This is a genomic window from Aliiruegeria lutimaris, assembly GCF_900099935.1.
Taxonomy (GTDB): domain Bacteria; phylum Pseudomonadota; class Alphaproteobacteria; order Rhodobacterales; family Rhodobacteraceae; genus Tropicimonas; species Tropicimonas lutimaris.
In genome coordinates this window covers 1-18,726 of sequence record NZ_FNEK01000049.1, presented here as the reverse complement: position 1 = coordinate 18,726, position 18,726 = coordinate 1, and the positions used below count along the sequence as shown (strand labels likewise).

Below are 18,726 nucleotides of genomic sequence, written 5' to 3'. Positions count from 1 at the left end.
GCGAAGAGCTATTGGCGGTATTGGGTATCAATCTCCTGCAGTTCAAAAGGAGGTTGCGGTTGGAAACCGACGATATTCTGGCCTCTGTGCGCCGAGGGCTGGGCGATCCTCATGCGGTCTGGCTCGACGATTGCCGGGAGGAAAGCAACGGATGCCCGGCGGAACGCCTGATCGGCGGGGCGCTCGCTCTACCGGTCAGCCGGGCGTGGAGGGGACACTGACAACGACGCGCAGCGTGACGGCGTCGCTCGCCGCCCAGGCGCACATCCCTTGCGCTTGGCATTGCACAACGCCTGCACAAGCTTGGACACCACCGAGTTCCTCAGGGCAGTATCCGGGATGTCGAGATTCTCTTCGGCCTCGACGCGTTCGGCGCGTTCGCGGTTGGTCATCGCCTCCGCGACATCGAGATGGCGGATGCAGATGTCGGCGATCTCGCCCTTCTTGCAGAAGCCATGGCTGACCATGTAGCGCGCCCTTTGGTTCTGCGGCGCGGCTCGGCAAGCATTTCTATTCTCGTGTTCACGTGCGCCAGGTCGTGTTTCGCTTGAGCGATCCGGGCCTCAAAGGCCTTGACCCGAACAAGGATCTCGGCGCGCTTCAGTGTCAGTGTCAGTGTCAGTGTCAGTGTCAGTGTCAGTGTCAGTGTCAGTGTCAGTGTCAGTGTCAGTGTCAGTGTCAGTGTCAGTGTCAGTGTCAGTGTCCGGATCACCAACGGTTCGGACATGCCGACATTGGATTCGTTTGTTAGGCAGCACGACGTTGCTGTTTCCGGCTCGAACGCTAAAACGCTAAAAGCAGTCGTCAGGCTCCACTTCCTGGTCACCAACGGGGCGTTTCGTGAGAACAGCATTCCTTCGGCAAAATCTCTGGCGCTATCGCTGGCCCCTTGCGTTTTGCCTGTTGCTTATGCTGGTGGAAAGCGGTGCCGTCCTTTTCGTTCCATGGCTTGGCGGATTGATTATCGGCGGATTGTTTACACAAGACGACGTCTCGATCGGCCTGCTTGCCGGCGGCCTGATCGGCCTTCTCTTCCTGCAATCGAGCCTGCAGATCCTTCAACGGCGCGTGTTGCAGCGCACGGTCGAGCGATTGACCGCGGGACTTCGGATCGGGATCTACGATCATCTTCAGCGCCTCCCCTTGCCCTGGCTCGAAGATCAGCGACGAGGTGAGCTTTTGTCGCTCATGACACGCGAAGTCGATGTCCTGAGCGAATTCGTGACGGGGTCTCTTCTTGGCATCGTGCCACAATTGATCGTGCTGACGGGGTCTTTGGCCCTGATGCTGACGATCGATCCGATCCTGACGATCCCGATCGTTCTCGGTGTGCCTGCCTTCTACATCTTCATGAAGATCTTCGGTCGCAATATTCGCCCGCTTGCCGGACAGATCCGCGATGCCTACGCGACCTGGGTTTCTCTGGCCGACGAAAACCTGTCCATCTTGCCAGTGATAAAGGCTTACACGCGCGAAACAATCGAGGCACAGCGCATCAAAACCAGTGTCTTGCGCCACCGCGACCTCCAGGAGCGCATGATTGCGTACCAAAGTCTTCTCGGCCCAATCGTCAACTTCATCGCCGCAGCCTCGGTCGTCCTCATTCTCTGGCTGGCCGGAGGAAAGGTCGCCGAGGGCGAGATGGGAGCCGGGGAGCTCGTCAGCTTCCTGCTCTATGCGGGCTTGTTGACGCGGCCCGTTGCGCGCTTTGCCGATCTTTGGGGGCAGTTTCAGCATGCGCGCGGCGCGCTGCGCCATATGACCATCGTGCTCGCCATGTCCCCGGAAGCCAGACAGGGAGATCCGCTGCCAAAAGAGGTGAAGGGCAACCTTTGTTTCGAGAGCATACGCTTTCGCTATGCCGGCCGTCCGGAACTCCTGAGAGACGTCAGTTTCGAGATAACCGCAGGACAGACTGTCGCCATTCTTGGGAGAAATGGGGCCGGGAAAAGCACGCTGGTCGATCTGCTGCTCCGGTTCCGAACTCCGGATGAAGGAACAATCCGCCTCGATGGAAGGGACATATCGACTGTCGAGCTTTCTGCGTATCGCCAGACCATCGCCCTCGTGCCGCAGCGGGTGGCACTGATTGATGGAACGATCTCAGACAATATCCGTCTGGGCTTGCCGGACGCAACGCGCGATCAGGTCGAGCACGCCGCGCGTGAAGCCGAAGCCTGGGCCTTTATTTCCGAGCTTCGGGAAGGTCTCGACACGAAAATCGGTGAGGCGGGCATCCGCTTGTCTGGTGGCCAGCGTCAGCGGGTCGCCCTGGCGCGGGCGCTTCTCAAGAAACCCGCGATCCTCGTGCTGGACGAACCAACCGCGATGTTCGATCCTGAGAGCGAAGCCCGGTTCGTTGAAACGGCGCGCAAGGCTTTGGCAGGAAGTACGGTTATCCTGATCACACATCGACCGGCCAGCCTCGCACTGGCGGACCGCGTTTTGAACCTCCGGGGTGGCAAGATCGACGAGGACCGAATGGCACCCCGCATCGGGACGGCACGCGCGTCCCTCGAAGAACAATGATGACGTCGAAGTTGGATCCACTCTATTGAAAACGTATCGAAGCCCCGTGACCCAAAATGCAGAAGACGCGGACAGATTGGATGCGGACAGTGCGGTGTGGTGGACGCTCGTCCAGCTGACAGGACCCGCTCCACGTGTTCCAGTCGGGCCCGTGGACTGGAGCCGTTTGATCAACCTGGCTTTCCGACACAAGTCTGTTCTGCTTTTACGGCGTAACCTGGACAGGATGCCGGAGATTCAAATGCCGGACCCGGCGCGCCGTCAGTTGGAAAACATCGCCAGGGCGCAAGCCTTTCGCGCACTCTTGCTGGCCCGCGAGACGTGTCTGGTTGCGAGTGCGCTGAGGGATGCCGGCATAAAGGCTGCGGTGATGAAGGGGGCACCGTTGTCTCTGATGATCCATTATGATCTCGCCCTTCGAGATCCCGGCGACATCGATATATTGCTTCCGCCAAGCCAGGCGCGTGAGGCGGCGGTCGAGTTGGAGGGCCTGGACTATCGCGCCGACTTTGGCGCCCTGCTAAGCTCCGACCGTCAGCGGAAACGCCTGATGCGGGTGACAAACCAACTTGCTTTTCTTGCGCCGTCCAAGGAGATCGGCGTCGAGTTGCACTGGCGCTGGCAGAAGGTTGAAGGAATGATGCCAACCGATCCTCACCGTGCCTGGGCTCAACCCATGGTCATGGCCGGAATGGGCGAAATCCTGGTCCCCGACCGCATCGAGCATTTTATCTATCTATGTGCGCATGGTCTGTCACACGGGTGGATGCGGTTGAAATGGCTCAATGATATCCGCTGGACATTGCAAAATGGGCGGCTCAATCAAAACGACTGGGAGGGCGTTGTCGACCGCGCCCGGGAAATCGGCATGTCCGGCGCTGTCGGTGCGGCCGCCCTCGTTGCAGCTCGGATAGATAACGTCCCCCTCCCGCCCCCCATTGAGCGATTGGTTCAGTCCTTGCCGCGGTGCGAAATACTAGCAGAGCAATCCCTCGACTGGATGCTTGAAACGGCGAGCTTGCGGGAAGATCCCCTTCATTCCCGACATCCGCTGAAAATTGCCCGGTCGCTGCTGCGTCACACGGCGCTTTCGGCCTCCCACACCCGCCAGGAGCGTGTCTCTCGTTTTCGTCTGCTGTTTGCTCCCACCCCACCAGAGCTGGTGATGATCGATTTGCCTCGTGGCCTCGAAGTCGGGTACCTGTTTATTCGGGCAGCGCGCATGCTCGGTCGTGCACTCCCTGCTCGCGCCGAAGGTCAATGAAACGAGGCCGTTGCTGGCCGCTCAGGATGTCAATTTGAAAGTCAAGACCTACAGAAGTGCCGGGCTGGTGATCGAAAGCGAATTTGATTTGCCGGGCCTGGTCGAGGACACCGAAGGCGCAGGAGTGCCTCAACTGCGCTTCGTGCATGCGAAATGCGCACCCACGGCTCTCGTCGATCCCACCAGCACGGGGCCATACTGGCAAAGCGACGGAACCCACTTCCATTTCACGGAGCCCGATGTTGCTGTGTTCGATATTTCGGCGGAGGGGACGGTTTCCGTTTGGCCGAAATCCGAAAACCCAGACGAAATTGCGGCCTACCTGGTTGGTTCCGTGCTGGGGATCGCGCTTCATATGCGCAAGATTGTCACTTTGCACGCGAGCGCCGTGGAGATCGCGGGCGGCGCCGTCCTGCTTTGCGGCCCATCGGGTTCTGGCAAATCGACCATGGCCGCGTCGCTGCATCGTCGAGGTTTCACGCTCTTGTGTGATGATCTTTGCGCTATCGAGGTTTCGGACGACGGAGCGATCGCGCACTCGGACGGCCGTAAGCTAAAATTATGGGAAGACACGATCAAGGCATTGGGCTTGCAGGACGCAAAGGGGAGGGCGGTCCATCGCAGATATGACAAGTTTTTCGTCGATGGGGGCGTTCTGCCACGAGACCGGTTTCCTATCCGGGCGATTTTCGAGTTGACGACTGAAGACGCAAAGGGCGATCCACGCAGCATGCCTCTCCCATTGGCGGAAGCCGCGATTTGCATCAGAAGAAATGCCTATCGTCCCTTCCTTGTTCAACATTTGAAGGACGAGGAGCTGTACTTTGAGGCCGCAACCGCCCTTCTCCGGCAGTCGGAGATATACAGAGTGGTGCGGAAGCACCATTTCGACGAGCTCGACCGGGTCGTGGACCTGGTGCTGCGCCACGTGCAGTGTCTAGACAAGTAACACCTTGTGGACGCCGAGGCTTGGGAAGCCCGTCTACATATTGGCTCGGTGGGGCGACTTTCGCTTCTGAAAAGGACTTTCGCTTCTGAAAAGATAGTCACCTTCCAGATATCACGTTGTCGATCCCGGTGCCCTGGGTCTCCGCCCCAACGCCACGGAGTTGGACGGGTCGCGCTTGAGGGGGGGAGCCCGATTTTGTATCTACGCGCCGCCTGGCAGCTCGCATCGTTTCGCTTGGAACAGACAGGTTTTGAAAACTTGGGTCACTGATGAGCACATCCGACCTATTTACTTCAGCGCATTTTGTTGTAGGGTTTTGGAAATTGACCATACGTCGTTCAGTGGGGGGGAGCAGGCCAGATGGCGAAGACGGATCAAAGTGCTAAAATCAACATTGAAGCTGCAAAAAAAGCGTGGAAGACCCCTGTGCTCAATGTCTCGAAGGCAACCCCCGCTGCATCCAAGACAAATACGAACGAGGGTGGTAACTCCAAGCACAATGCCTCCCTGTCCTGAGCCTCGCTTCGGGAGTAAAGTCTGACTGCGTTGACCCGATTGACGCGTTCTGCAGTGAGCCTCCCTCACAGGTTGTCGGAATATAGCTCTAATGCACCTGTCATTGGATGACATCGTAACGAAACGCGCGGGCCAGATGGAGGCCGATATCGGGGCTGAAACTCTGATGATGCGGATTGATTCTGGGCGGTACTTCTCTGTGAGTGAAACGGGCCTGGCGATTTGGCGAGAGATGGACGGCGAGGTTCGCGTCTCTTCCATCGTTGATGCGCTGCTCGGCACCTATGACGTCGGCCGCATGGAGTGTGAGGCGGAGACCCTGCGTTTTTTGAACGATCTGATGACGCATGATCTCATTGAAAGGGTGCAGGATTGCGGGTGAGAAGTCTCACGTCGCCGACTTCCCGGTGTTCGTTGAAGCATAAAGATACCAGGCCGCAGATGACGCATTCAGGCGAGCTCGAGTGACCGGTTCAATGCTTGCGATGGTAACTTCCTTTCTACGCGCGCCCACGGCACGGAAGCTGCGATTACTGGAAGCCTCCGTTGCCCTGAGCATTGCACGGATTCTAACCTGCCTTCCGATGCGGTTTTATTCACGCATCTGCGGAATTCCGCAAAAAGACACAGACACGCTGTTTGACGCCTCGCACGCGCAAATAGAGACGGCACGGGTCGTGGGATCAGCCGTTCAGAGAGCGGCCGCGGTTGTGCCATTCAAAGCCCTCTGTATGGAGCAAGCCATCGCGGCCCGGATCATGCTGCGTCTTCGTGCTGTGCCGGGGACGGTTTACATCGGTGTCCATCGGGATCCGGTTCAGCGGGTGTCACACCCTAGTGGCGCCAATGCACATGCATGGCTTGAAGTCGGAGAGACCATCGTGGTGGGTGGTCCGGATGTGTTTGACTACGTGCCGCTTGCGGCATTCAGATGACAGGAAGCCGGCTCCAGGCACGGTGGGCCCAGTTCAGCCAATCGGGGTTCCCATTTCACCCCTGCCGGATCCCGCGCGGCCGCCCTGCCATGCATCGCCTGCGTGTCATGGCGCGACGGAACCTGTTTTCCGGGCGCCCGTTTTGGCGACGGATGGTTGCAATGTTGGCGATGAGTGTCCTATGGCCGATGGGGGCCGCCAGCACGGCTGCCTCTGTCGGACTAAGGGAGCGGGCATCCCCTGTGAGGATCATCGACGCCTGGTGGCTCGCGATACGGTACAATGTGCCGCCGCTGGAATATTTCCTGCATCAGCTTTGGCGGTCGGAGCGGCGAGCCCGCCTGGACGATTACCTTTATTGGCATGAGAACGGACCCGCCCTGGCCGGGTTGAACGCGGTCGTAGGCGGGGATGGCGAACTCGGCCCGGTGGCCAACAAGCAATTCTTTTCCGAATTCTGTGACGGACTTGACCTCCCTTCGCCTCGGAGTTTCGGCGTTTGGAAAAAGGGAGATCCCGTGGGAGAGAACAGCCTGCCCCGAGCGAACCTCTGGCTAAAACCATCCTGCGGATCTCAGGGGATCGGCGCAGAGCGGTGGCGCTGGAAAGACGGAGGCTATCGGCGCGGAGCGCTGGTTTTGACACCCGACGCGATGGCTGAGCATATTGCGGAACATGCCCGACAACACAGTGAAACTCTGGTACAGGAGGTGATCAAAGCCTGGCCGAGCCATGCGCCGATAATTGGTCCGTCTCCGCTATGTGCGCGGATCGTGACCGGCCGGCGCCGGAATGGAGACGTGGACATCATTGATGCAATGGCCGTTTGGCCGCGCGAGGGATCAGACATCACACAAGGCGGACACATTGCAATGATCGAACTGCATTCCGGACAGATTGGCCCCGTCTATGAGGCCTCGGAAACCTGCGCCAGCCGCCAGCTTGAGGGAAGTCAGCTCCCGAATTGGCAAGAGGCGTTGGACTATGTTCGGAAAGGCCACAGCGAACTGCCACACTTCATCTTTTTAGGATGGGATATAGCCTTTGGCGATGGGGGACCGGTTTTATTGGAGGCCAATGCAGGATGGGGGTGTTTTCATTTTCAGGCCGTGCCTGACCATCCGATTGCAGACACGCCTTTCGCCTCTATCGTGGAAGAATACATCTAGATCGTCATGGATTTGATTTTCGGAATTTTACACTTAGATGGCAGACCGGTCGATGACGGCGTATTGAACCGCATGGCCGATGGTCTGCCTGTCGCGCCAGATATTGAGCGGTCGCTCGATCTTCACTGCCAGGGCCCGCTCGGGATGGGACGTCTGACGCTCGGGCGCCGCAGTCTACGTCGCGAGCTGACCCAAGAGGCGGGCCTCCACTGTGTTGCGGATGCACGGCTTTACACTGCGCCCGGGGCAGACAGCCCGAAAGATCTTTCACCGGAGGAACGCGAGCGTCTCTTGTGCCGTCTTCATGCACGCTACGGGGATGACGCCGCAAGGCCGATCGACGGGGACTTTGCCTACGCGATTTGGAATGAGAAATCCCAGCGCTTGTCACTGATCCGTGATCACGTCGGCGTACGCCCCTTGTTTTACGTTCACGAAGCCGGAAAATTCCTTTTATGGGCGTCACATTCAACCCTCATTCTGCACAGTCGATTGATCTCGGAGGAATTCGACCTCGGCACGGCCGTGGCGAATTTCGTCTACGATGCGTCCGACGTCGAAGGCACGCTGGTGAAGGGCCTCAAGCGTCTGCCGGCCGCGCACGCCATGCATGTGACCGCGTCCGGAGACGTGACAATGCGCAGATACTGGGAGCTGAAATGTAAAGACCCCATTCCCGAAAGCGCGTCATTCGAAGAATGTGCCCAAACCTTGAAGAGGTATTTGTCTGAAGCCGTGCTTCGTCGGCTCCCGAAACGGGAGGTAATCGGAGCGCATCTGAGCGGCGGGTTGGATTCTACGGCCATTTCGGTATTGGCAGCCCGCGCCTTGCAACAGGATGGAAGGCCGCTCCACACTTATTCTTTCGTCTCGCGAACGCGACCCGATGTTCATCTTCTCGATGAGAGACCCTACAGCGACGCCACTGTTCAGGGTGAGCCCAACATCTACAACACGAAGATCGCGCCTCCCGAAGATTTTGCGGATCACATCGGTGCGTTACGGGATCGCATGGCGGTGTATTTCGGCGCGGAGGAAAGGATCCTGGATGCAGCCGAACGCGACACCGTCGACGTCATTCTCTCCGGTTGGGGCGGTGACGAGGTCGTGTCATTTGCCGGTCAGGGAGCCTATGGAGAGCTTTTCCTGCGCGGCCGGTGGCGACAGCTTTTGCAGGAGATCCACGCCAGGTCCGAGCGAACGGGCGCCAGAAAGACAAGCATCCTGGCAAACGAGGTCGCAGAAACGCTTGTGCCGCCCAGGCTGTGGAACACCCTGAGACGGGTTGCCGGGAAGAAAGATGTGCCAGAAACGGTCGATGAAAAACTCATCAAAATGCTCCAACCCGCGTTCCGAAAAACCACAAAGCGCGCGACGCGCCCGGGAGCAAACACCCGTAAGAACCGATTAAATCGGTTCAATGACGGGTTCGTCGCCTACCGCCTTGAAAATTGGGCGATGCAAGGGGCCGCGCGGGGCATCCAATATACATTCCCGATGCTTGACCGGCATCTTTTGGAGTACGCCATTCGGTTGCCTGCGGGGTTTTTAAGGAAAGACGGTCTTGGGCGGGCCATCTTTCGAGAGGCGATCAGGGACCTGGTTCCGGAAAGCGTCCGCACCCTGCGCCAGAAACAGACGCCATTTCCATGTAACCTGTTGCGCCTGGCCGAACAAAGGGACGACTACCTCGGAGAACTACAGCAGATGCGACGAGATCCCCGCCTGACAAGGGTTGTTGATTTTGACGCTGTCGAACAGACCCTGCGGCAAGTACCCGATGTTGATGAGGTGAAAGCGGCATTCAACGCGGAGGCGTCGGGTGGATCAAGCCCGTCGATGGAGCTTGTCTTTGCCGATGAACCATTGATTTTCCTGCGCTTTCTAAAGATGCGCCTGGATAGTTGATTGCTCGAATGCAGATGCACCTGCTCGCGGGCGTATGGACATCGGAGCCGACCGGTTCGTCCTGGCCGACGGCCTGAGATGTCGAGAGAGCGAACACGCCCTAAATTGATGTGAAACAGCTCTACGGTGACCTTTTCGGTATTCACATTCTTCCCGATCGATATCGGTTCGGGACGCATTGCTGCGGTTCACGAGGTTCCCAAGACGACGACGTGTCGCAAGTTGAAGGGCAAACGGCTTCAGGAACTCGTTCACGCGTTCATCAATGTCTTTGCACAGCTTGGACACGGTGCTCTTCGAGATGCCCGACAGCCCCATCGCCTGCGCCAACTCATCGACGCGGCGGGTCGAGACACCGCCGATCCACGCTTCCTGGATCACGGCCACCAGAGCCTTCTCCGAGGTCTTGCGTGGTTCCAGAAAGCCGGGGAAGTAGCTGCCCTGCCGCAACTTCGAAACCTTGAGATTGAGCGTGCCCAAACGGGTATCGAGAGCGCGCTCTCGATACCCGTTTCGCCACGTCGTCCGTTGATCGGCCCGCTCGTGCTTGCCCGCACCGATCAGCCCCTCGACATCGGCCTCCATGATCAGCTGCAGAACGGCCTCGGCAACAGAGCGCAGGAAGTCGCCTCCGTCTTGCTTTGCCAGAAGCTCAGAAAGGTCCATGTTGGTCTTGGTCATCGGGGTCTCCGTGTGGTTCGTGGTTGAAGCGTCGAAACTCCACCTCGACCATACACCTCGATGGCCACCCAGGATTACACCGGCACCGCCGATGAAATTACACCACGTCCTCGGACACTAACGAGTTGCGAGCCGCCCACGCGTCCCGGCGTTTCGTTCGAACGCAAAGGGTTATGGGAAACCCGTGCCCCCACTTGGCCAGAAGCCGGTCACGAAGCCCTCAGCTGCTCCGCGCTGACAGCCACGCGCGTCTGCCCCCCCATGATATCCATCAGAACCCAGACACGCTGGTCGGGCGCGAGTTTCTCGACCTGCGCCACGAAGTTGGCGAAGGGGCCGGTGGCAAGCGTGACCTGATCTCCGGGCTTTGGGAGTTTGGGGGGCAAAAGCCGGCCGTCGGTGTCGCAGCGTTGCTTCAAGTGCAAGACAAGGTCGTGTGGCACGGGTGCCGGCGCCTTGCCGAAGCTGACCAGCCTCGTGACGCCTTGGGTCGCATTCACCTTGCGCCAGGGACCGAGCGCGGGATCGAAGGCGACGAAAATATAGCCCGGGAAAAGCGGCCGCGTGGTGGTGGCGAACCTGCCGTTTCGCGGGCGGGTCTCTTCAGTCAATGGCAGGAACGTCTGGAAGCCCTGCCGTTGCAGGTTCCTGTCGGCAATCGCGGCGCAATTCGGCTTTAGCTGTGCGAGGAACCAGCTCAAACTCGGACGATGGGTTGTCATCCTGCACCTCTTCCATTCCAAGGATGTTTTATCGCTCAATTTCGAACGAAGGCAAGCTGGAATGGCGAATGAGCCGACCTGGCCATAACAGCGTGACGTCGCCTCAATCCTGAACCTTTCAATGTCGTCGTTGGTAGCATCTGTGGACGAGAGCGTGTTGCCAAAACTGTCGAAAACGCCTCGGTTGGCGGGTGGTTTCCGGCTTGCATGCGCGTGCAGCACCATGCTACCGCTCGAAACTGAACGATGCTGGATATGTCCCAAAGATTGCGTTCCAAACCCAAGGCGCCCCGTGGGCAGGCCTTGTGCGGTAGCCTGCGAGATTTCTGAGATCTGCGATGCCCGGAAAGCGTAGCAAGTTGCAGGAAGACACCCATTTCCGCGTTCTTCGGCTGCTCCATGACAACCCAGAGATGTCGCAAAGGGAATTGGCAGACGCCGTCGGGGTTTCGGTTGGAGGCATGCACTACGTGCTGAACGCGCTGGTCGAGAAGGGTTGGGTGAAGCTGGGTAACTTCACCGCCGCCGAGGACAAGCGGCGCTACGCCTACATCCTGACGCCGAAGGGGATCGCGGAGAAGGCAGTAATCACGCGGCGCTTCCTGGCACGGAAGCTGGCGGAATTCGAGGCGCTGAAGGCGGAGATCGCGGCGCTTCAGGCGGAGGACGGCGAGGACGGCACGCCGGTCCGGACTGGGGAGCGGTAGTTTGCGTTATCGGGCGTTTGGACCCCAAAGGGCCAATTGACGGAAACGGCGCCTGGCAGGGCGCGACAGGTTGACGTCAGCGAAAGTATATACTACATGTATGTACAAGCACCTGCGTGGCGCGGAATCAGAAGTGGAAAATGTGACATGGAACGTGGATCGGTGTTTATGACAAATAAGACGCAAGCCGTCCGTTTCCCGAAGTCTGTCCGCTTGCCTGACGGCGTCACGAGTGTGGATATTCAGCGCCGCGGCCGAAGCTGGGTCATCACGCCCTCTGATCAAAGCTGGGCGGAATGGTTCGATGGTGAGGGTGTGAGCGGCGATTTCATGATGGATCGTGAGCAGCCGGCAGACCAAGAGCGCGCAGCGATCTGATGCTGCGGTACATGTTGGATACAAATATTCTAATATACACCATTAAGAACAAGCCTGAGATGGTTCGGCAGCAGTTCGAGGCGCATGACGGCGAGATCTGCGCATCAAGCGTCACGGCCATGGAACTTCTCTATGGTGCGCACAAGTCACAAGCCGTTCGCCGCAATCTTGACGTCATCGAGGGTCTGCTTGGGCGCATCGATGTCCTGGACTTCGACCTCAGAGCGGCTGAACATGCCGGGCACATCCGCGCCGAGCTTGCTGCGGCTGGAAATCCGATTGGACCCTTCGATGTCATGATTGCGGGTCATGCGCGCTCCAAAGGCTTGTGCCTCGTCACGAACAATGAAAGCGAGTTTATCCGCGTCAGCGGGCTGCGTCTCGTGAACTGGGCAAGGTGACGCCGAGACGTTTTCATTTTGGTAATCACACTTTGCGTTATCGGGCGTTTGCAGATTAAACTTTGACAACGTACAGAGCGTGAGTGATCAAAGCCGTAATCATTAGAGTTTCCATACCATCCCGCCAATTGAACGATTACCGGCTGGCGACGGCCGGATCAGCAATGGGCTTTTCGAGGTACTGAAGAGCGATGTCTTCTGTAATGGCGCACTTAGCTCTTGATAAAGTAGCCCCGATCTCAAATCCGACACCCCAGGTAACGCGAATCCGCAGGCGCAGCGAGCCGATCAGCACCTTGTAACCTTATTTCCTAGACCGGACGATGTGGTAGCGGTGATAGAAGACGCAATGCACTCCGGCGTCAAATTGCAAATTCACACTCTCCCGAATATGGACCTTCGATCCGGCCCAGTGTCCTATTCGTGGAGGTAAAAAAGAAATGATTCCTTCCGCTGAAGCAAATCCGACTGGAAGTCTAAGCGTTTGCTCCACGGGATGACTCTTAACGAACTTGCATCTATTGGAATTTGTGACATGAAACCAGATCTACATAAATACATTAAAAGTGGAAGAAATCGTGTAAAAGGTTGGTTCTCGCGATGTGATGCGGAGATTTTTGGTGCAATTCTAGACACCCAAATGACCAACGGCATTGAGGGCTCAGTTGTTGAAATTGGAACACATCATGGAAAATCCTTCATTCCGCTGGCGCTTTCGAACAATAGTAAGAATAGCTATGTAATCGATATTTTTGAAGATCAACACTACAATATTGACTCTTCAGGAACTGGAAACAAAGAACGTTTCCTAAAGAACATTGAAGAAGCAGGCATTGATACAAGCTCCATTACAATTGATCAAAGGCCCTCTACGGACGTGTTGCCGGCGGACATTGTTTCAAAAGTAGGGAAGTCCAGGTTCTTTCATGTTGATGGAGGACATAACTTCGAAACAGTTTCTCATGACATTAATCTTGCGTTGGCAGTGCAATCTGATCCTGGAGTTATTTGCGTTGACGATGCATTCAGGCCAGAGTGGCCGGATGTAGCCGCCGCCATTTTCAGAACAGATTCCTTCATTAAAGGAGATTCAGTGATGTTTGCCATTGGATTCAACAAGGCCTATTTCTGCCATAAAGAGCAAGTATCCTTTTACCAAGACGCACTTCTGGAAAGCAGAATTCTAAAACTCTTCATGACCGGCAGTTATAAGCATGGAAAAACGAACGTAGACATATATCAACAATTGCCTTTGCCAGAGTGGAAATTAAAGTATCGTTTTTGGTGGTACCTAAAGCAATACCACCCAGATGTAGCTCTTGCCTTGAGAGACCTTCTGCTCAGGCAGTAACTTAGTGACCAATTGGGTGAAATTGAACTGCTGGATGGTCGTGTCAATTATGCGAAGATGTCGACGCTCCAGAGAACCCACCCATATTCACAATTTCGCTAGTCGTAGCTAGCTAAGTTTTGCACGCGCTCAATCCGGAGAAAATCATGAAAGAGCCCACTGTCTGGATAAAAGCTTGGCGTTTGTTGAGCGACCATGAAAGACGAGTCGCTGGTGTTGTTCTTTCAATTGTGATTCTTTCCGCCCTCTTCGCCGCATTAATGGTCGGCTCAGTTGCGCCGTTCCTTAGCGTGCTCGCGGCACCTGATTTAATTCATAGCACGCCTGCTCTTTCTTGGCTGTTTACCGTTGGTGGATTTTCGTCAGACTATAACTTCTTAGTCGCTCTAGCGGTGGGCTCAATCGCCGTTATCTTGATCTCCAATTTGTTACAGGCATTGCGTACATGGGCATTGGTGCGCTTCACGACGATGCGTGCACACGTTATCAGCTGCCGCCTACTGGCGACCTACATGCATCAACCATACGAGTTCTTTTTGCAACACCACAGTGGATCTTTGAGTACTCGGATTCTGGCCGAGGCCCAACAGGTGGTTGACCAATTCTTTCAACCCGCATCTGAATTGATTGCTTCATCATGCACAGTTTTCGCAATTGTTTTACTGTTGTTTTGGATCGATCCGACAGTCGCACTGGCGTCGTTTCTGATTCTTGGCACCCTCTACAGTGTCACGTTTTATCTCAGCCGTCGTAAAATGAGTCGACTGGGAAAGTCATTTGTCGAAGAAAACGCTAAACGTTTTCACGTCGCCAGTGAAGTGTTTGGGGGGATCAAAGAAATTAAGCTACTTGGTCGCGAGCATAGTTATGTCTCCCGATTTTCCGAAGCCTCTCTTCACACAAAAAAGTCGGCGACAAAATCCAAATTATGGCTTGAAATACCCCAATTTGTTGTGCAGACATCTATTTTTGGTGGTATGTTAGCCCTAAGCATAGCTCTGACATCACCGGAGAGCCTGGCCTCCGGTGATGCAGTCGCCCGAACACTCCCTTTGTTGGGCGTCTTTGCTTTTGCCGGGCAGAGGATGATGCCCGAGCTATATAGGGCCTATCGAGGATTGAACACAATTAAATATGGTGAAGCCGCTGTCAATTCAGTCTACGCCGATTTGATGCAAAGTGTACCGGAGGGACATTTGGCGGATCAGGCCCCCCATAGGATTGCTCTGCAAAAAAATCTACATGTCGACGCAGTATCATACGGTTACCCTGATGCGGAAGTAGCCGGACTCAAGGACGTAAATCTAACGATTGCGGCCGGTGAAAGGATCGGTGTGGTTGGAAGTACAGGTGCGGGGAAAACGACGTTGGCGGACGTTATCCTTGGGCTACTCCGACCGGGCAGTGGCTCACTAAAAGTTGACGGAACCGTAGTCACAGATGAATGTGTACGCAAGTGGCAGCAAAGCGTTGGTTACGTCCCACAAGATGTGTTCTTGACCGATACAACGATTGCAGAAAACATCGCCTTGGGCCTTTTGCCGAGTCAGATTGATTTATTCCGAGTCAAAGTAGCGGCGAGAGATGCGCAACTCGACACATTTGTACGTACAAATTTGCCCTTGGCTTACCAAACTATCGTTGGCGAACGTGGTGTTCGGCTTTCCGGTGGCCAACGACAGCGCATTGGAATCGCCCGCGCACTTTATCGGGATGCGGACTTGATCGTTTTCGACGAGGCCACAAGCGCGCTTGACAATGTCACGGAAAGCGAAGTTATGGCCTCAATCGACGCGCTCCCAGGTAACAAGACCGTTTTGGTAATTGCCCATCGACTGGATACGGTGAAGCGGTGCGACAGAATAGTAGTCATGGAAAACGGATCGGTTGCCGATGTCGGGCATTGGGACGATCTAATGGATCGATGCGATATCTTTCGAAAAATCGTTAAAGCCCGCCCCCATAACACTGTTAGCACGTGATCCGGGGTTTTCGGATCGCCATTTGATATAATGACCCGGAACACATCGATGGAAAAAATGCGCCCCGCAGTGGATATCGCCCGCGAGCACATGGCTTGTGCGAAGGCGCTTCGCGCTCGTTTTTGGCCTGCGATACTACCGCGACAACGCAAGCGAATTGGTGTCTTTCCGTATCCGCTCAAGAACCCATTCCTGCCGCTGCTATATTCGAACATGCGGGCGGAAGTAGTTGCGCTTCCTAGTTTAAGGCGAGGGATCCGACTCGCGAATCTCGGGCACGTTGACGCACTGCACATACAGTTCGAAGATCAGTTTTGGCGTCGTGCCCGCTTCGAACCAAAGCGAACGGAGGGAGAAGCGAGCGCTGAGTTCATTGAGATGCTTGACGACTATATTTCAAGCGGCGGTCATCTGGCGTGGACCCTTCACGATGCAGAGAGCCATTATGAGGATTTTCATTCTAAAAGCATTCGCGAAATTCGTTCATTTTTGGCTAATTCGGCTCATGTTGTTCACACTTTCAGTTCGGCTGGAGCACAGTACGCTACAAATGTTATGAAAATTACGCCTGAACGTATCGTAGTGATCCCGCACCCAAGCTATATCGGCGCATACGGCGACGCACCAGTCAGCGAGCCCCCACCTGATCGCCGAAGGTTTCTTTCTTTTGGGACGATCCGTCCCTTTAAAGGAATTGAGCAGTTCCTCGATGCTCTTGGGCACGCGAAGATCGATGCCACATTTGACAAACTCGTTGTTGCTGGTGAATACCTGAAGGGTAGGAGCCCCGACCTTGAAGCTCATATTCCGAACAATCGCACTGTTGACCTGCGGTACGGAATCGTCAAAGACGAGGACGTCTCTTCCATTTTTGCCGACACCGATTTTGCGGTACTCAATTATCAACGAGTGCTTACATCAGGGTTTGCGGCGCTTGCAATGACAATGGGAAAGCCAATTGTCGGTGTAGACCGTGGTGGATTGAAGGAGGCTGTGCCGCCAGAAAATCATGCTTTGCTTTACGATCCCAGTATCCCTGATGGCCTAGCTACAGTTATTGAACGCGCATGCGCGATGAGTCCTACTGAGCATTTGGCTCTCCAGCTAGCCTGTCGGGAATTTGCCAACCAGTATCATCCATTCACTCAATCACGCCTTCTAGAACAGGCATTTGAAGATCATGGCGTCCTCTAGCCTGAGTACCTGCGCAAATGACCGAGAGGGATCCGTTCGAATCGATCTTGCAATGTGGTTTTGTCGGAAGCTCTGGTTGTATAAGAAAGCATGGCAAGAACTAGCCGTGGTTATTTTCCGATGAAAGCCCCGCCAATGCTCGCAATTATGGCTCCTTCTTTCAATCAGCCTTCGGAAACCTTTATTCACGCTCACGTTGAAACTATAATGCCAAAATGTACTGTTCTACTATGTGAAGATGGGAGCGGGGCCGAAAGATTCCAACTCCCTGTTTTGAGCGACCTAGACTCATATCCAACTCCCTTGACATCAGTAGAGCGAATTTGGAACGCTTTGCGCTACCGTTGGCGCGTGACGTTTGACCAACGTATAGGTGGAGCCAACGAACGGCGTGCACGGGCCTTTTTGCAGCGGAACGGTGTAACACATTGTCTCGCGGAGTTCGGGCCTTCGGGCTGCCGATCGGAGCTCTTTTCGGCTCGCGCAGGTGTACGGCTCTTCGTTCATTTCCACGGTTATGATGCTACAGTACTACCGCGACATCGCACCTGGCGAAGGCACTACCGTCGAGTTTTCGCCAGCGCTGACGGCATAATCGCTCCTTCACGCTACATAGCCGATCGTTTGGCGGCACTGGGCTGCCCACGAAACAAGCTTCACGTATCGCCTTGCGGCATTGCGCCGGAAGTTTTCCCTCTCACGCGTCGGAAGGCTGGGCAGGTGGTGGCGGTAGGCAGGCTGGTTGAAAAAAAGGCGCCGCTCCTTACGATAAGCGCATTTGTCGAAGCCGCGCGCAACCATCCTAACGCTCATCTGCACATGGTCGGAGAAGGTCCGCTCCTCGATGAGGCGCGAGACCTAGTCGCGTCTGAGTGTTGGGAATCCATGGTGACGTTACACGGAGCCCAGCCACATGATAAGGTGCGCGCGCTGCTGGAATGCGCATCTCTTTTCATTCAGCATTCAGTGGTTGCAAAGGATGGCGACACCGAGGGGTTGCCTGTTGCAATTCTCGAGGCGATGGCTTCCGGTATCCCTGTGGTGAGCACACGGCATAGCGGCATTCCAGAGGCGGTGCTAGAGGGGAAGACTGGATTGCTAGTCGACGAGCATGACGAGGTCGGAATGACAGCCGCAATTTCTCGCTTGCTCAGCACACCGGACGAAGCCGAGTCAATGGGGCTTGTTGGCCGAGTGCGCGCACAGAAGTATTTCAGCCAAATAATTGTAGCTGAACGACTGCGTGCAATCATGGGGCTCAGAGCAAGCAATGATGGTTCGTCGAACTCCCAGCCGCACCCGCCCGTAGTGCCGAATTCCGAACCCGGATAGGCGGACGAGGTCAGAAGGCTTGAAGTGCCGTAAGCAGAAAGCCGCGCCTGCATGTGTGATCATACCTTGTCATAGTGCAACACAGTATATCGTCCGAGCCATTCATTACCTCAATCCTGCACACGGTGGCTAAATACGAAACATTGCCATCGATGATGGCTCCTCAGATTCGACCGCTGAGGTTCTCGCGGGGATTGTCGACGATTAGTTTGGGAAAGCGGACCGAATTGGGGAGAGTAAGCAGCGCGTTGGCAACACGGAGTGCCGTAATTGGACCTCACCAAATTCTGAGATCAGTTCCTAACCACGAGCCCACTCTGTGGTCTGTCTCTTTTGGGACGTCGGTTGCTGTTATGATGGGGAGTTTTCCGGAGCAACCTTAGCCGCCGCGCAACCGGCCATGAGGCCAGTGATAAACGAATTCCGGACGGCGAGGTACGGCCCGCTTTACTCAAGCGAGTTTCTCCGCAACCCCGGATGGGTCGACTGAAAGATACCAAAATCGAGCAAAGAAATGCAAAACAGTGTCTCAATCATCGTCCCTTGCTACAATAAACAATCCTATGTCGGCGCCACGATTGAAAGCGCCTTGAAACAGACCCATTGCTGCGAAGTTATCGTAATCGATGACGGTTCGACCGATGGCAGTCTGGACGAGATCAAACGTTTCGATGGTCGGGTGACTTGGCTCACAGGCCCCAATCGAGG

The 18,726-nt window shown here is 55.8% G+C and carries 19 protein-coding genes and 2 pseudogenes; 18 read left to right on the top strand and 3 right to left on the bottom strand.

All coding sequences use genetic code 11. The features are described from left to right. Nucleotides 1-59 precede the first annotated feature (59 nt). Nucleotides 60-221: a hypothetical protein gene (locus BLR85_RS29235; RefSeq protein WP_170844640.1), complete on the top strand. Its 162-nt coding sequence runs from the start codon at nucleotides 60-62 to the stop codon at nucleotides 219-221. A gap of 167 nt (nucleotides 222-388) precedes the next feature. Here the strand turns inward: BLR85_RS29235 and BLR85_RS19165 are convergent, their stop codons facing one another. Continuing rightward, nucleotides 389-727, bottom strand: a complete 339-nt coding sequence (locus BLR85_RS19165; RefSeq protein ID WP_212635111.1) for a hypothetical protein — start codon at nucleotides 725-727, stop codon at nucleotides 389-391. 182 nt (nucleotides 728-909) lie between these two features. Between BLR85_RS19165 and BLR85_RS19155 the strand changes: the two genes are divergently transcribed. The 8 genes from BLR85_RS19155 to BLR85_RS19125 all read left to right on the top strand — a co-directional run bounded on the left by BLR85_RS19155 (nucleotide 910) and on the right by BLR85_RS19125 (nucleotide 9,270). After that, complete coding sequence (locus BLR85_RS19155) at nucleotides 910-2,529, top strand: ABC transporter ATP-binding protein (RefSeq protein WP_093160809.1); 1,620 nt, start codon at nucleotides 910-912, stop codon at nucleotides 2,527-2,529. After that, nucleotides 2,459-3,793, top strand: coding sequence for a nucleotidyltransferase family protein (locus BLR85_RS19150; RefSeq protein WP_093160805.1), 1,335 nt, complete (start codon nucleotides 2,459-2,461; stop codon nucleotides 3,791-3,793). Before BLR85_RS19155 ends, BLR85_RS19150 begins: the two co-directional genes overlap by 71 nt. A 34-nt stretch (nucleotides 3,794-3,827) precedes the next feature. Then, nucleotides 3,828-4,742, top strand: a complete 915-nt coding sequence (locus BLR85_RS19145) for an HPr kinase/phosphorylase (protein WP_139188462.1) — start codon at nucleotides 3,828-3,830, stop codon at nucleotides 4,740-4,742. Between the two features lie 360 nt (nucleotides 4,743-5,102). After that, nucleotides 5,103-5,258, top strand: coding sequence for a hypothetical protein (locus BLR85_RS29230; protein ID WP_170844646.1), 156 nt, complete (start codon nucleotides 5,103-5,105; stop codon nucleotides 5,256-5,258). Between the two features lie 103 nt (nucleotides 5,259-5,361). After that, nucleotides 5,362-5,640, top strand: coding sequence for a PqqD family peptide modification chaperone (locus tag BLR85_RS19140; protein ID WP_170844645.1), 279 nt, complete (start codon nucleotides 5,362-5,364; stop codon nucleotides 5,638-5,640). Between the two features lie 82 nt (nucleotides 5,641-5,722). Next, nucleotides 5,723-6,193: a lasso peptide biosynthesis B2 protein gene (locus BLR85_RS19135; RefSeq protein WP_139188461.1), complete on the top strand. Its 471-nt coding sequence runs from the start codon at nucleotides 5,723-5,725 to the stop codon at nucleotides 6,191-6,193. Between the two features lie 242 nt (nucleotides 6,194-6,435). Next, nucleotides 6,436-7,362: a sugar-transfer associated ATP-grasp domain-containing protein gene (locus BLR85_RS19130; RefSeq protein WP_170844644.1), complete on the top strand. Its 927-nt coding sequence runs from the start codon at nucleotides 6,436-6,438 to the stop codon at nucleotides 7,360-7,362. 6 nt (nucleotides 7,363-7,368) lie between these two features. Next, nucleotides 7,369-9,270 (top strand): asparagine synthetase B family protein, encoded by a 1,902-nt coding sequence (locus BLR85_RS19125; protein WP_093160783.1) that lies wholly within the window; start codon nucleotides 7,369-7,371, stop codon nucleotides 9,268-9,270. Between the two features lie 237 nt (nucleotides 9,271-9,507). On the opposite strand, the pseudogene BLR85_RS19120 reads toward BLR85_RS19125, so the two are convergent. Together BLR85_RS19120 and nusG are read right to left on the bottom strand one after the other, a co-directional pair. Beyond that, nucleotides 9,508-9,951: pseudogene (locus BLR85_RS19120) on the bottom strand (transposase); the annotation flags it as partial. A gap of 209 nt (nucleotides 9,952-10,160) precedes the next feature. After that, complete coding sequence (gene nusG / locus BLR85_RS19115) at nucleotides 10,161-10,673, bottom strand: transcription termination/antitermination protein NusG (RefSeq protein WP_093160778.1); 513 nt, start codon at nucleotides 10,671-10,673, stop codon at nucleotides 10,161-10,163. A gap of 338 nt (nucleotides 10,674-11,011) precedes the next feature. On the opposite strand from nusG, the gene BLR85_RS19110 reads away from it, so the two are divergent. The 9 genes and pseudogenes from BLR85_RS19110 to BLR85_RS30515 form a co-directional block, all read left to right on the top strand. Beyond that, nucleotides 11,012-11,380, top strand: coding sequence for a MarR family EPS-associated transcriptional regulator (locus BLR85_RS19110; RefSeq protein WP_093160775.1), 369 nt, complete (start codon nucleotides 11,012-11,014; stop codon nucleotides 11,378-11,380). Nucleotides 11,381-11,527: 147 nt separating this feature from the next. Beyond that, a complete protein-coding gene (gene vapB / locus BLR85_RS19105) occupies nucleotides 11,528-11,758 on the top strand; it encodes a type II toxin-antitoxin system VapB family antitoxin (RefSeq protein ID WP_093160770.1) in 231 nt (76 codons plus the stop codon). Next, on the top strand, nucleotides 11,758-12,159 hold the full coding sequence (gene vapC / locus BLR85_RS19100) for a type II toxin-antitoxin system tRNA(fMet)-specific endonuclease VapC (RefSeq protein ID WP_093160764.1): 402 nt from the start codon (nucleotides 11,758-11,760) through the stop codon (nucleotides 12,157-12,159). The genes vapB and vapC overlap by 1 nt, the downstream gene beginning before the upstream one ends. 535 nt (nucleotides 12,160-12,694) lie before the next feature. After that, on the top strand, nucleotides 12,695-13,510 hold the full coding sequence (locus BLR85_RS19095) for a class I SAM-dependent methyltransferase (protein ID WP_170844643.1): 816 nt from the start codon (nucleotides 12,695-12,697) through the stop codon (nucleotides 13,508-13,510). A gap of 146 nt (nucleotides 13,511-13,656) precedes the next feature. Further along, nucleotides 13,657-15,492: an ABC transporter ATP-binding protein gene (locus BLR85_RS19090; protein WP_093160754.1), complete on the top strand. Its 1,836-nt coding sequence runs from the start codon at nucleotides 13,657-13,659 to the stop codon at nucleotides 15,490-15,492. Nucleotides 15,493-15,540: 48 nt separating this feature from the next. Then, nucleotides 15,541-16,686, top strand: coding sequence for a glycosyltransferase family 4 protein (locus BLR85_RS19085; protein WP_170844642.1), 1,146 nt, complete (start codon nucleotides 15,541-15,543; stop codon nucleotides 16,684-16,686). A 90-nt stretch (nucleotides 16,687-16,776) separates the two neighbouring features. After that, nucleotides 16,777-17,361 (top strand): annotated as a pseudogene (locus tag BLR85_RS30520) (glycosyltransferase); the annotation flags it as partial. Between the two features lie 45 nt (nucleotides 17,362-17,406). Continuing rightward, nucleotides 17,407-18,018, top strand: coding sequence for a glycosyltransferase (locus BLR85_RS29940; RefSeq protein WP_244520787.1), 612 nt, complete (start codon nucleotides 17,407-17,409; stop codon nucleotides 18,016-18,018). 514 nt (nucleotides 18,019-18,532) lie between these two features. Beyond that, nucleotides 18,533-18,726 (top strand): glycosyltransferase family 2 protein (locus BLR85_RS30515; protein ID WP_139188459.1); only part of this gene is annotated, 194 nt, incomplete at its 3' end.

What these genes read in the sequence shown, in the direction of transcription:
- BLR85_RS19165 (WP_212635111.1), bottom strand. Translation starts at nt 727, where the DNA reads ATGTCCGAACCGTTGGTGATCCGGACACTGACACTGACACTGACACTG.
- BLR85_RS29230 (WP_170844646.1), top strand. Translation starts at nt 5,103, where the DNA reads ATGGCGAAGACGGATCAAAGTGCTAAAATCAACATTGAAGCTGCAAAA.
- BLR85_RS19125 (WP_093160783.1), top strand. Translation starts at nt 7,369, where the DNA reads ATGGATTTGATTTTCGGAATTTTACACTTAGATGGCAGACCGGTCGAT.
- BLR85_RS19155 (WP_093160809.1), top strand. Translation starts at nt 910, where the DNA reads ATGCTGGTGGAAAGCGGTGCCGTCCTTTTCGTTCCATGGCTTGGCGGA.
- BLR85_RS19110 (WP_093160775.1), top strand. Translation starts at nt 11,012, where the DNA reads ATGCCCGGAAAGCGTAGCAAGTTGCAGGAAGACACCCATTTCCGCGTT.
- vapC (WP_093160764.1), top strand. Translation starts at nt 11,758, where the DNA reads ATGCTGCGGTACATGTTGGATACAAATATTCTAATATACACCATTAAG.
- BLR85_RS19095 (WP_170844643.1), top strand. Translation starts at nt 12,695, where the DNA reads ATGAAACCAGATCTACATAAATACATTAAAAGTGGAAGAAATCGTGTA.
- BLR85_RS19090 (WP_093160754.1), top strand. Translation starts at nt 13,657, where the DNA reads ATGAAAGAGCCCACTGTCTGGATAAAAGCTTGGCGTTTGTTGAGCGAC.
- nusG (WP_093160778.1), bottom strand. Translation starts at nt 10,673, where the DNA reads ATGACAACCCATCGTCCGAGTTTGAGCTGGTTCCTCGCACAGCTAAAG.
- BLR85_RS19085 (WP_170844642.1), top strand. Translation starts at nt 15,541, where the DNA reads ATGGAAAAAATGCGCCCCGCAGTGGATATCGCCCGCGAGCACATGGCT.
- vapB (WP_093160770.1), top strand. Translation starts at nt 11,528, where the DNA reads ATGGAACGTGGATCGGTGTTTATGACAAATAAGACGCAAGCCGTCCGT.